This is a genomic window from Streptomyces sp. NPDC001941, assembly GCF_040296945.1.
Taxonomy (GTDB): Bacteria; Actinomycetota; Actinomycetes; order Streptomycetales; family Streptomycetaceae; genus Streptomyces.
Genome location: NZ_JBEOYE010000009.1, coordinates 166,354 through 178,523, shown reverse-complemented (window position 1 = coordinate 178,523; position 12,170 = coordinate 166,354). Strand labels below are relative to the sequence as shown.

Genomic DNA, 12,170 nt, shown 5'->3' with positions numbered 1-12,170 from the left:
CCCGTGGCTGCGGCGGGGACTGGGCGGGGGCGGGCGCCGGGTCGGCGGCGGCGTCGGGCGGGGCCGAGCCCGCGGTCCGCGGCGGCGTGGTCGTGGGCAGGACGCCCTGCTGGACGCCCGGGCCCTTCGCGTCGGCGGGCAGCACCAGGATCCAGCCGGGCGCGATGTTGGTGGCGGTGCGCATCACGCCGCCGTCCGGCTGGGGCCTGCCCTTGTTGAGGGTGAAGATCTCGTTGAACCGGTTGCCGTCGCCGAGCACCTTCTCCGCGATGGCGAAGAGGAACTCCGGCTCCCCGTTGGGGAGTTTGGTGACGACGTAGTACTTCACCGCCTTCCCGGCCGCCTCGGGGACCGCGCCGGGGGCACCGGCCCGCGCCGTCGTGCCGGAGGCCTCCAGGGCCGCTGCTCCGGGGGCCCCGGCCAGCAGCCCGGCGACCACGATCGCGGCCAGGGCGGGCCCGGGCCCCCTGACTCCGCGCCGGTCGGTAGTCATCTCGCGTCCACCTCGTGACTCTCCATCGTCCTCATCGACCTTCCCTGTGTGTGGTGCACTCCCCCGCGGCCGGACGGGTTCACGGACCGCGGCCCGTACCCCGCTCACTGGCGTACGGGCGTGACGTCCTGCGGCAGGAGCGACCTGAGGTCCGCCACCGAGGGGGCGGAGACGGTGCTGATGCGGCGGGCGTGTGCGGTGATCATGGCGTCCAGGACCTTGCGGGCGTAGCGTCCGTTGCCGGAGACCCGGCCGTCGTGCGTGGCCTGGAAGTAGGCGCGGAGCATCTCGGCGGCCTGCTCGTGGAGTTCGTAACCGCTCCTGGCCGCCTGGCTGGTGAGGATGGTGAGGAGTTCGTCGGCCGCGTAGTCGTCGAACTCGATCCACTGCGTGAAGCGGGAGGACAGGCCCGGGTTGGCGGCGATGAAGGACTTCATCTCGTCGGTGTATCCGGCGGCGATGACGACGACCTCGTCCCGGTGGTCCTCCATCAGCTTCACCAGCGTGTCGATGGCCTCCCTGCCGAAGTCGGTGCCGCCGCCCCCGGGCGGCAGCAGGGCGTACGCCTCGTCGATGAAGAGCAGTCCGCCGCGGGCGCGGTCGAAGGAGTCCTTGGTGCGCTGCGCGGTGTGTCCGACGTACTCGCCGACCAGGTCGGCGCGGCCCACTTCGACCAGCTGTCCGCGCTGGAGGATGCCGAGCGAGGTCAGCAGCTTGGCGTACAGGCGGGCGACGGTGGTCTTGCCGGTGCCGGGGTTCCCGGAGAAGACCAGGTGGCGGCTGACCGAGGGCGCGGGCAGCCCGGCCGCCCTGCGCTGCTGCACGGAGCCGAGGAGGTTGACCAGGTCGGTGACCTCGCGCTTGACGGAGGCGAGGCCGACCATGGAGGAGAGTTCGGCGAGGACCTCGGCCGAGCCCTGGGCGTCGCGCTTGCCGGAGCCCGCGCCGATCCCGGCGCCGGGCACCTCGGGGACGTCGGCGGCGTGCAGCCGGGTGAGGGCGTCGGCGTCGATGTCGGCCTGTTCGGCGAGGCGGTGGGCCTGGCGGTCCACCATCTCCTCGAACACCTTGCGGGCGGTGCGGCCGTTGCCGAAGTCGTCGCCGCGCGGGATGGCCCCGAAGTAGGAGGCGAGTGCGTCGTGCCCCTCGGTTTCGAGCCGGAAGCTGTGCGAGGCGCAGAACTGCTCGACGATGGTGACCATTTCGGCGGGCTCGTAGTTCTCGAACTCGACGGTGCGGGTGAAGCGGGACGCGAGACCGGGGTTGGCGTCCATGAACTTGCGCATGTCGTGGGTGTATCCGGCGGCGATGACGACGACCTCGTCCCGGTGGTCCTCCATCAGCTTGACCAGCGTGTCGATGGCTTCCTTGCCGAAGTCGGGCCCGCCGCCCGCGCCGGCGCCGCTGACGAGGGTGTACGCCTCGTCGACGAAGAGGACGCCGCCCTTGGCCTCGTTGAACTTCTCGGTGGTCTTGATGGCGGTGCCGCCGATGATCTGGGCCACCAGGTCGGCCCGGGCGACCTCGACCACGTGGCCGCTGCTGAGCGCGCCGAGCCCGGCGAGGATGCCCGCGTAGAGCCGGGCGACCGTGGTCTTCCCGGTGCCGGGCGGGCCGGAGAAGACCAGGTGGCGGCCCATGGGCAGCCCGGGCAGCCCGGCTTCGGCGCGGCGCTTGGCGAGCCGGGTGAGGTTGACCAGCGTGGCGACCTCCTTCTTGACCGCGGCCAGTCCGACCAGGCCCTCCAGCTTCTCCAGGAGCCCGTCGACGGAACCGGACGCGGTGGCGGGCGCGGAGGGGTGCGCGGCGGCCGGGGACGGCCCGGTCGCGGGCGGCTCGCCCGCCGGCGTCCGCGGGGGCTCCCCCGCACCGGGTTCCGGCTGCGGCTCGCGGCGTTCACCGACCGCCTCCGCCGTGCCGAAGGAGTCGGCCTGCGCGTTGCCCTCGCTCTCCAGGTCCTCCACGCTCAGCCGGGGCCCCGGCACGGTCTGGCGCACGCCGGAGCGGCCGTTGTCGCGCGTCACGCAGTCACGGACCACGATCGGCTCGGTGCTGGCCACGAGGACGCCGTCGCCCGCGTTGCCGGTGATCTCGCACGACATGAGGGAGCCCCGGGCGCCTTCGGCGAGGCGTACGCCGTTGCCCTTGCAGTCCCGGACGCGGCTGCGGCTGACGGTGACGTCGCCGTCCTTCTCGACGGTGAGGCCGTCGACGCCGGCGGATTCGATGTCGCAGTCGCGCAGCGCGCCCTGTCCGCCGGCCCCGATGAGCACGCCGACGTCCGGGCCGCCCGTGACGCGGGTGCCGCTGACGTACGGGTGGCCGCCGTCGGCCGTGCGCAGGGCCGCGTAGCGCGTCTCGGATACCGTGCAGTCCTCGATGCGCCCCCGGCCGCCCGCGATGACGACGATGCCGTGGCCCGAGCAGTCGGTGACGGTGGAGGAGCGCACCAGCGGGTTGGCGCCGTCCCGGATGACGATGCCGTGCTCTTGTACGTGACGTACCGTCAACTTGCTCATGGTCGCCGTCGATTCGTCGGCGAGCGTGACTCCGGTACCGCTGCAGTCGCGCACCAGGAGGGTGTCGAGCACGGGGTCGCTCTGGCCGCCCACCCACAGGGCGGTGGCTCCGGCGTCCTCGATCTCGCACTCCTCGTACCGGCCCTGGGCGCGCGAACCGATGTGCAGGCCGCTGCCGCGCGACCGGGTCACGCGGGTGCGCCGCACGTGCGGCGCGGCGCCGTTCGCCACCTGGAGGCCGTGTCCGCCGGTGTCGCTGACGCGGCAGTCCTCGACCTCGGTCTCTCCGGTGCCGGTGAGGTAGATGCCGACGTCCTTGGTGTCGTGGACGTGGGAGTCGGCGATGCGTACGGCACTGTCCTTCTGCACGACCACGGCGGGCTGTTCGGTGCCGGAGACGTCGCAGCGCTCGACGACGCCGCGGGCCCGGTCGGTGGCGACCAGGCCGTTGCCCCGCGCGCCCGCGACCGTGGAGTCCAGGAGTTCCAGGGAGGCGTCCTCGCCCGCGTACACGGCGGAGGCGCCGATCCGCTCGATCGCGGTCCGCTCGACGACGGCGCGTGCGGTGCCGGTGGCGACGATGCCGGAGCCCGCCGGGTTCTCCACCCGGCAGCCGCGCAGCGAGACCCCCGCGTCGCGGCGGGCCAGCACCGCCGCCCAGGCGCTGCCGTGCACCTCGCAGTCGTCCAGGTGCAGCCGGCCCGCGGGGACGTCCACCACGGCGCTGTCGTCGTCCCCGCCGCGCAGGATCACCCCGCTGAGCGTGGCGCGCGCGGCCTTCATGACGACGGCGCTGCCCGCGGCGGGCTCCACCACGACGGTGCCGCGCCCGCCCTCGGCGGTGATGGTGACGGGCGCGGTCAGCACGACGTTCTCCGCGTACTGGCCCGGCCAGACGTTGATGATGGTGTCCGTCCGCGCGAGGGCCAGCGCCTCGGTGATGCTGCGGTGGTACCGGGGGTGACTGGGCGAGACGTGGAGCACGTGCCGGACCATGCGGGTTCCTCACCGGTCTGCGGGACAGCGACTCATCCGGGCACGGCCGCGGGGCCCCGCCGGTTCAGGCCCCGGACGCGTCCGTGCCGCTCGCCCGTTCACCGACCGCGTACGCGACCTCCGCCGGTTGGCGGATATCCGGGCCGCGGGCCGCGCGTGATGCTGGACCGGCACAGCACGCGCCGTTCCACGTCCGTGGGCGAGGTCCACCCCGAGGAGGTCAGCGATGGCGCTGGAGAGGCCGCCCCTGCCGGAGAGACCGGCGGAGCAGCGGGTGGCGGCGCCCGATGTCCGCGAGGCCCTGCGGGGGCTGACCCGGGAGCAGCGCACGGTGCTGATCCACGTCTACTTCCGCGGGATGTCGGTGCGGACGGCGGCGGAGCACCTGGGGCTCACGCAGCAGACGGTGCTGGCGGCGACGTACCAGGCGCTGCGCACCCTGAAGGCGGCACTGCCCGCCGGCCACTCCCTGCCCGGATGACACGAACCCCCGAGTTTTCAGGAGGAGTTGAGGTATCCGGCGGCTTCCCTGGCGACTTCCGCGCGCGAGCGCACGCCGAGCTTGCCCAGGATGTGGGAGACGTGCGTCTGCACCGTGCGCGGCGAGAGGTAGAGCTCCCCGGCGATCTGCGGGTTGGAACGGCCCCGCGCGACCAGGAGCGCCACCTTCAGCTCGGCGGGGGTGAGCGCGCCCCATCCGGTGCGCTGCTGGCCCGCGGCGCCCCCGCGCACGACGGCGGGGCGCACCCCGAGGGCCTTCAGCCGGGCGTGGGCGCGGGTGACGGCCCACTCGGCCCGCGCCCGCCGGTAGCACTCGACGGCTTCGCCGAGCCTGCGCCTGGCCTCCTTGGCGTCGCCGAGGGAGGCCAGGACGGCCGCGGTGTCCTCCAGGGCCTGGCCCGTCTGGAACGTCCGCCCGGCCTGCCGGTAGTGCTCGGCGGCCGTCGCGGTCAGGCGGGCGTCCCGCTCGACGAGGCCGCGGCAGCGCAGTGCCGAGGCGGTACGCCCCCGGTGGGCGCCGCCGTCCGCTTCGGCGACCGCGACGGCCGTGGCGGCGCGGGCCGTTCCCCCGTCGCCCGTCTGCAGGGCGAGGCGCACCACGTCGGGCAGCCACTGGTAGCGCTGGTCGAGTTCGCGCGCGTACTCGGGGCTCAGGGTGGGCAGCAGCACGGCCAGCGCTTCCCGGGGCCGGTCGGCACGCTCCGCCGCGAGCGCGCCGGCCATGATGCGGTACGAGGAGTGGGCCCGCTGGATGCCTTCGGGGTCCGGCAGGTCGCGCAGGTGCGCGCCGTGGGCGCGGGCCTCCTCCCCGTTCCCCCGGTAGCCGTGCACGAGCGCGCTGATGCCGTGCAGCAGGACGGGCAGCCAGGCGACGCCGGACACCACGTCGAGGGTGTCCAGGTCGGACAGCGCCTCGTCCCAGTCGCCCGTCCAGAAGTTCAGTACGGCGCTGCTGATGGCGATGTTGCCGAGCTGGGCCTCGGCGCCCTCGGCGAGGGCGATCTCGCGGGCCTCCCGGAGCGTGCCGACGGCCTCGTCCAGGCGGTCCAGGGTGCCGAGGGCGAGGGCGCGGTAGATGAGCATGCTGGTCAGCACGTCCAGGTACTGGTGCTCGCCCGGGGCGGTGCGGGCGAGTTCGCGGCCGATCTCGATGCCCCGGTCCCATTCGGCCACGGCCTCCTCGGTGCGGCGCCTGCGCTGGAGCAGCTGGCCGGTGGCGTGCCTGGCGTACGCCTCCGCCCCGGGGTCGCGCACCCGGTCGGGCAGCACGAACACCCGGGCCGCGGCCTCCGCGGTCAGCTCGTGGCGGCCCGCGCCCTGGAGGGCCAGGGCGCGCAGGGCCTGGAAGCGCTGGCCCCAGGCGGAGTGCCGGTCGCCCACGCGGCGCTCCTCCTCGTCCAGTACCGCCAGCGCCTCGTCCCAGGTGCCCTCCCAGAACATCCCTCCGACCAGCCAGGCGGCGCACCGGGACCTGCGCTCCGCGTCCGTGGTGCGGGCGAGCAGTCCGCGCAGGATGCGGTGGCTCTCGGGGCGGCGCAGCATGTAGGCGACGGCGGCGAGCCGGTCCTCCAGACCGGGGCAGCGGCTGTCGTCGGACGGGACCTGGTCGATGGCGCGCCGCAGGAGTTCGACGCAGACGTCGGCGGAGCGGTAGCCGAGGCGTTCGCCGTGCACGGCCAGCCAGTCGACGACCCAGTCGTCCAACTCGCCGCCGGTCAGCATGAGTTGCTCGGCCACCCGCTCGAGTGCCGCGTCGGCCGCGTACAGGGCGCGCGCCGCCTCGCGGTGCAGGGTGGTGCGCTCGGCCTCCGGCGTGCCGTCGTACAGCGTGGCGCGGAACAGGGCGTGCCCGAAGCGCAGCAGTTCCCCGGTGTCCACGAGCACCCCCGCGGTGATCGCGTCCTCCACGGCGCCGAGCAGGGCGAACACGCTGCGCCCGGTGACCGCCGCGAGGTCGGTGGCGGTGAACTCGGTGCCCAGCAGGGCCGCCCGGCGCAGCACCTCGACGGTGTCGGGGCGCAGCGCGCCGAAGCGGTGGGCGACGGCGCGCAGGGGCGGGCGGGCGCCGTCGCCGCGCGCCTCGTCCGTGAGCCGGGCCCGTTCCCGCGCGACGAAGATGCCGCCGCTGCGCCACAGCGCGTCGAGCATCTCGCGCACGTACAGCGGATTGCCCTCGGCGGCGTCCAGGCGTTCGCTCAGCTCCCGCGCGGGCTCGGCGCCCGACTCGGCGGCGACGAGGGCGGCCACGTCCTCGGTGGTCAGCGGCGGCAGGACGAGGACGGTGGCGCCGCGGTCGGTGAGCGCGTGGCGCACGCCGTCCGCGGCGCCGGTGCGCACGGAGGCGATCAGGAGCACGGGGAGGCGCGCCGTGGTGCGGGTGAGCCGGTGCCAGAGCAGCAGGGTGGCGTCGTCCGCCCAGTGCACGTCGTCCAGGAGGACGGCGACCGGTCCTTGTGCGGCGGCGCCGCCGATCGCGCCGATGATCTGCTCGACGATCAGCAGGGGTGAGCGCTCCGCGCCCGCGGTCGCGGCCTGCGCACCCGGCGCGGCGGGGAGGCTCAACGAGCCGCGGTCGAGCGCCTCCCGCACCGAACGCAGGGGGAAACGCTGACCGATTTCCGTCGCGGCCATGCGGATCAGGCGGCAGCCACGGGCGGCGGCGCGGGCCGCGGCCCAGGACAGCAGCGCCGACTTGCCCATTCCCTGGCCGCCTTCGACGAGGACGGATCCGCCCTTGCCCGCGGCCAGTTCGTCCAGGAGTCCGGCGATCCGGTCCGTCTGGGCCGTACGTCCCACCAGCGTGCCGATCGCGGGGGTCTGCATCGTCTCACCCGTTCCTCGTCGTCATCGGCATCCCGCGCACGTCCCGGAAGAACCTGGATCCACGGCTCGTGTGGCAGTCGTCAGAAAGGTATACATCAGGGCCGCGCGGGGTGCCGAACCACGGGAATCGGGTCTGGCCACACCGGAAACACGGGCCAACCGGCCCTGACGGGTGGGGAATCGGCCGCCCGTCAGGCGCGCGGGTCCCCGCACCGTCGCACCGCGCCGACGACGAGGCCGACGCCCGTCGCGGGCAGCCTGACGGGCGTCCTCGTGAGTGCCTCCACCGGGGGCGTGAGCATCTTCACAGGCATGGGGAAGAGTTCCTCTCGGATGTCGTTGCCTGCGGACACGGGGTTCCGGACTGGCCGGTTCACCACCCCGTGGGCGCCGGTTCGCGACGCCCCGGCCCGGCTCCTCCGCAGGTGCGCGCGGGCGGGCGCCGTCCTCTCGGGCCCTGAACCGCGGCCGTCCCCGGCGCGTGCCACCGGCACGTCAGCCCACGTCGGACCCAAGGCCCCGGGAGCGCGCCGTGCACCTCACCTCGACCGGGCGGGGAGTCACCCCGCTCGACATCACGATCCTGGCCGGCCTCGCGCGGGGGCACCCGCACCAGCGGATCGGCTGCGACCTGCACCTCACGGAGCAGGAGTTCGGGCGGCGGATCCGGCTGCTGTTCGTGCGGCTCGGTGCCCGTTCGGGCGCCCACGCCGTGGCACTCGCGTACCGCTCGGGCTGGATGGGCGGGCTGCGGCGCGAGGCCCGGCCCGCGGTCGTCCTCTCGGACCGGCAGCGGGCCCTGCTCGGGTGCCTGGCCGAGGGCCGGGCCGTCGCCGCGTCCGCGTCCGTCGTGGGGCTCGCGCCCAAGTCGCTCGGCCCGCTGCTGTACGAGCTGCGCACCCGCCTGGGCGCGCGCACCGACGCCCACGCCGTGGCGCTGGCGGTCCAGCACGGCTACCTGGGCGGTCCGGTCGGCAGCTCCTCGGCCGGGTCGACGGCCCGCTGATCCGTCGCTCCTCCGCGCACGGCGGGGTCACGCACGCCCGACGGCGTGCGGGACCCCGCCGTGCGCGCGGGTCTCAGAAGGCCGACGTCAGGCAGGCCAGGCGGTTGCCCGCGGTGCCCGCCATGCCCGGCATGGTGGAGGTGTGCGCGGCGTGGAGCACCACGGCGTTCGCCTCGCCGGGGCGGAAGGACCAGTCGACGGTGGCGGTCGCGGTGCCCGCTCCGGACGCGTCGGTGGTGAGGTCGAGCCAGATCTCGTTGCGGCTGTTGGCGAAGGCCGGGTCCACCGACGGCGTGACCGGGTCCTTGGTGTGCTGGTAGTGCGGCCCGGCGTCGGCGGGCCGGGCGCCGCACGGCTTGGTGTGGACGTGGGCGCCGTAGGCGTGGCCGGGCAGCAGGCCCGTCACGGACAGGGTCACCACGGTCCCGGTGGCGGTCCGCTTCCGGGACGCGGAGATGCCGCCGCCCAGGGGCGCGGACGCCGGGTCGTAGCTGACGGCCTCGGGCTGGTTCCCGTACGTGTGGGGCGCCTTCAGCACCGAGGCGGACCCCTCGGGTCCGGGCGCCCGGCTCACGCCCCCGGACGTCGGCCCGGGCGTCGCGGCGGCGCCGGGCCCGTCGGGCGTGTCACCGCCGATCGAGCAGCCTGCGACGGCACCGAGGGCCAGCAGGGCCCCGCACACACCGCTCACTGTCTTGCGCATGGTCGTCCTCCACGGGATCCCCGGCGGCCGGTGCCGACCGGGTTCTCGCCGGGATCACGGGGACGGCACGGGGGCGGTTCACCGGCTTCCGGCCGTACGAGGACCCCGCACGGACCGACCACGCACCCCTAGGTCGTGGCGTCAGAATGCCTGCGCCGCGGCCCGTGCGTCACCGCCGTGCGCCGACGTCCTTGCCCGCCGCCTCGCGGGCGATCTCGACGCGCGAGCGGACGCCCAGCTTGCCGAAGATGTGCGCCACATGGGTCTGCACCGTGCGCGGCGACAGGATCAGCTCCCCCGCGATCTCGGGGTTGGAACGCCCTTCGGCGACGAGCCGCGCGACCTTGAGCTCGGTCGGCGTCAGGGCCTCCCAGCCGGACTTGGGCCGCCCTCCGGTGCCGGCCCGGCCGCGCCGCACGCCCAGGGCGCGCAGCCGGGCGTCGGCCCTGGCCAGGTACCAGTCGGCGCCGAGCGAGGCGTACACGGCCGCGGCGGCGTTGAGCTGCACGCGCGCCTCGTCGTTGCGCCCGTGCCGGGCCAGCACGACGGCGAGGTCCTCCAGGGTCGCGCCGACGGCGGGCGGGCTGTCGGTGCCGGCCAGGTCGTCCAGCGCGGCGCGCAGCAGACCGGGGTCCTCCTCGATCAGGCCGCGGCAGCGCCGCGCGGCCGCCAGGGACGCGGCCGACTCGTCGAGTTGGCCGGCCTCCCGCTCGCAGGCCGCGAGCGCGGCCCGTGCGAGGTCCGGGTCGCCGGTGGCGAGGCCGAGCCGGACGACGTCGGGCATCCACAGGTGGCAGGAGTGCAGCTCCCGCGCCCAGTCGCCGTCCAGGGTGGGGCGCAGGGCGGCCAGGGCCCGCTCCGGATCGCCCTCGCGCTCGGCCAGCATCGCGGTCGCCATCGAGGCGTACGGGACGTGGGTCTGCGGGATGCCGGTGTTCAGGGGCAGGTGCGCGATCGCGTCCAGGCTGCGCCGTGCCTCTTCCCTGCGGCCCCGCGCCCCCTGGATGAAGGCGGCGATGCCGTGCAGCGCGACGGGCAGCCACTGGTCGTCGGGCTGCGGTCCGGACAGCGCGGCGCGCAGGGCGGTGAGCGCGTCGGTCCAGCGCCCGGTGCGACAGGTGAAGGTGGCCATGCAGTAGTGGGCCCAGGGCAGGAAGCCCGGCGCGTCCCCGGCGAGCGCGAGGGCCTCGCCCAGGAGGGCGCGCGAGCGGTCGTCGTCCCTGCCGTGGTGGGCCAGGACGTGGGCGGCGAGCTGGGTGGAGAGGGTGAGCACGTCACGGGTCTCCTCCGCGTCCCCGGCGACGCGCCGCGCCGCCTCGGCGGCTTCCAGGCACCGGTGGTGGCGCCGGCGGGTCAGGGCGACGAGGCCGCGGGCGTAGTACGCGTACGACTCCGCGAGCGGGCCGAGCGGCCCGGCCGACCCGCTCAGGACCCGGTCGGCGAGGGCGTCCGCCTCGTCCAGCCTGCTCGCGGACCACAGCAGGAACGCGCGGATGCCGTGGAAGGCCACCGCGGCCTCGGGCTCGGGCCGCTCCGCCAGGGCGCGGTCGACGGCGTCGAGGGCCTCGGCGAACCGCCCCTCGCCGGCGAGGCCGAGGAGCAGCATCAGGTGCAGCTCCTGCCGCCGCGCCGGGGCCGTGGTCCGGTCGAGGAGGTCGCTGACCTGGTCGGCCGCGCCCGGGCGGCGCAGCCGGGCGGCTCCGGTGGCCTGGACGTCCCGCAGCCTGGCGCCCTCGGCGCTGTCCCGGGGGACGCGCACGGCGGCGCGCTCGGCCAGTTCGACGGCGACGCCCGGTGTGGAGCGGACGAGCCCGTCGGCGTGGGCGGCGATCCAGGTGACGCTCCAGTCGTCGAGGGGGCCCGCCACCCGGAGCAGCTGGCCGGCGACGGCGCGCGGGGCCGAGCCCGCCTCGTCCAGGGCGCGGGCCGTGTGCAGGTGCATCGCGGGGAGCAGTGCCCTGGGCATCCGCTCGTACAGTGCCTCGCGGATCGCCTCGTGACGGAAGCTGAGGAGCCCCTCGGCGTCCTCCAGGACGCCGTTTCCGGCGAGTCCGTCGACGACGCGTGCCGCGACCGCCGCCTCCGCGCCGGTCAGGGCGGCGAGTTCGGGGACGCGGAAACCGGGCCCCAGGAGGCTGGCGGCGCGCAGGACGTCGGTCTCCTCGGCCGAGAGGGGCTCCAGGCGGGCGGCGACCGATCGCGCGGACAGCCCCGGGACGTCGAAGTCGGTTTCGGTGTCGGCGAGTTCGGCCTGGCCGTCGAGGACCTCGACGACGCCCGCCGCGCGGAGGGCGTCGAGCATCTCGCGCACGTAGCGGAGGTTGCCGCCCGCCCCGGCGAGCCGCTCGCACAGCAGCGGGCCCGGCGGTGCGCCGAGCAGCGCGGCGACCAGGTCGGCGGTCTGTTCCGGGGTGAGCGGCGCGAGCGCGACCACCACTCCGAGCGAGGCGAACTCCTCGCGGAGCACGGTGAGGGTCGCGCGGTCCGGGCCCGGCCGGATCGCGGCGACGACGAGGAGGGGCAGGGCGGGCGCGGCCTCCGCGAGGGCGCGCCACACGCGCAGGCTCCCGGAGTCCGCCGACTGCGCGTTGTCCAGGACCAGCAGGACGGGGCTCTCCCGGCAGCGGTCGGTGACCCAGCCGACCATCGCGTCGACGACGGGGGCGATCGGGTCGTCGTCGTGGTCGCCGAGCAGTTCCAGGAACCGCGCCCGCCTTGCGGCGCCCTCCGCTTCGCCGCGGCCGAGGCAGTCGAGGACCGCCGCCAGCGGGAAGCGCCTGCCCAGTTCGTCGGCCGTCCCGTGCAGCACGTGGTAGCCGGAGCGGTGCGCGTCGCCGCGCAGCCGCGCCAGGAGCGCCGACTTGCCCGCGCCCGGCTCCCCTTCCACGAGGACGGCCCCGCCGCTGCCGCTTGCGGCGGCGCGCAGCAGGGCGTCCAGACGGCGCCCCTCCTCGTCCCGCCCGGACCAGAGTCCCTCGTCCACGCGCCCCCTCCTCCACGACGGCCTCGCGCCGCCGGACGCCGGTGGCCGGTTCACGGGGTGCGATCCGTCGGGATCACCCGTACGTGAGCAGTGGCACACGCGGCGTCATGGGACTGATGTACCACACCGTTCTGCCGGGGCTCCAG

The 12,170-nt window shown here is 75.5% G+C and carries 7 protein-coding genes and 1 pseudogene; 2 read left to right on the top strand and 6 right to left on the bottom strand.

Features of this window, described 5'->3' with window-relative positions; translation table 11 throughout:
* Both ABT160_RS10345 and ABT160_RS10340 read right to left on the bottom strand, forming a co-directional pair.
* Window positions 1-493 (bottom strand): annotated as a pseudogene (locus ABT160_RS10345) (hypothetical protein); the annotation flags it as partial.
* A gap of 104 nt (window positions 494-597) precedes the next feature.
* On the bottom strand, window positions 598-4,008 hold the full coding sequence (locus ABT160_RS10340; protein WP_351646035.1) for a right-handed parallel beta-helix repeat-containing protein: 3,411 nt from the start codon (window positions 4,006-4,008) through the stop codon (window positions 598-600).
* Between the two features lie 226 nt (window positions 4,009-4,234).
* On the opposite strand from ABT160_RS10340, the gene ABT160_RS10335 reads away from it, so the two are divergent.
* The gene (locus tag ABT160_RS10335; protein ID WP_351646032.1) at window positions 4,235-4,489 is read left to right on the top strand and encodes a sigma-70 family RNA polymerase sigma factor; all 255 of its coding nucleotides are present in this window, start codon (window positions 4,235-4,237) and stop codon (window positions 4,487-4,489) included.
* 17 nt (window positions 4,490-4,506) lie between these two features.
* Here the strand turns inward: ABT160_RS10335 and ABT160_RS10330 are convergent, their stop codons facing one another.
* Together ABT160_RS10330 and ABT160_RS10325 are read right to left on the bottom strand one after the other, a co-directional pair.
* Entirely contained in the window at window positions 4,507-7,332 is a 2,826-nt protein-coding gene (locus ABT160_RS10330; protein ID WP_351646031.1) for a helix-turn-helix transcriptional regulator, read from the bottom strand.
* Between the two features lie 191 nt (window positions 7,333-7,523).
* The gene (locus tag ABT160_RS10325; RefSeq protein WP_351646028.1) at window positions 7,524-7,646 is read right to left on the bottom strand and encodes a hypothetical protein; all 123 of its coding nucleotides are present in this window, start codon (window positions 7,644-7,646) and stop codon (window positions 7,524-7,526) included.
* 218 nt (window positions 7,647-7,864) lie between these two features.
* Between ABT160_RS10325 and ABT160_RS10320 the strand changes: the two genes are divergently transcribed.
* Window positions 7,865-8,338: a helix-turn-helix domain-containing protein gene (locus ABT160_RS10320; RefSeq protein ID WP_351646026.1), complete on the top strand. Its 474-nt coding sequence runs from the start codon at window positions 7,865-7,867 to the stop codon at window positions 8,336-8,338.
* Window positions 8,339-8,411: 73 nt separating this feature from the next.
* On the opposite strand, the gene ABT160_RS10315 is transcribed toward ABT160_RS10320, so the two are convergent.
* Together ABT160_RS10315 and ABT160_RS10310 are read right to left on the bottom strand one after the other, a co-directional pair.
* Window positions 8,412-9,041: a superoxide dismutase family protein gene (locus ABT160_RS10315; RefSeq protein ID WP_351646025.1), complete on the bottom strand. Its 630-nt coding sequence runs from the start codon at window positions 9,039-9,041 to the stop codon at window positions 8,412-8,414.
* Window positions 9,042-9,210: 169 nt separating this feature from the next.
* Complete coding sequence (locus ABT160_RS10310; protein WP_351646022.1) at window positions 9,211-12,024, bottom strand: ATP-binding protein; 2,814 nt, start codon at window positions 12,022-12,024, stop codon at window positions 9,211-9,213.
* Between the last annotated feature and the right edge of the window lie 146 nt (window positions 12,025-12,170).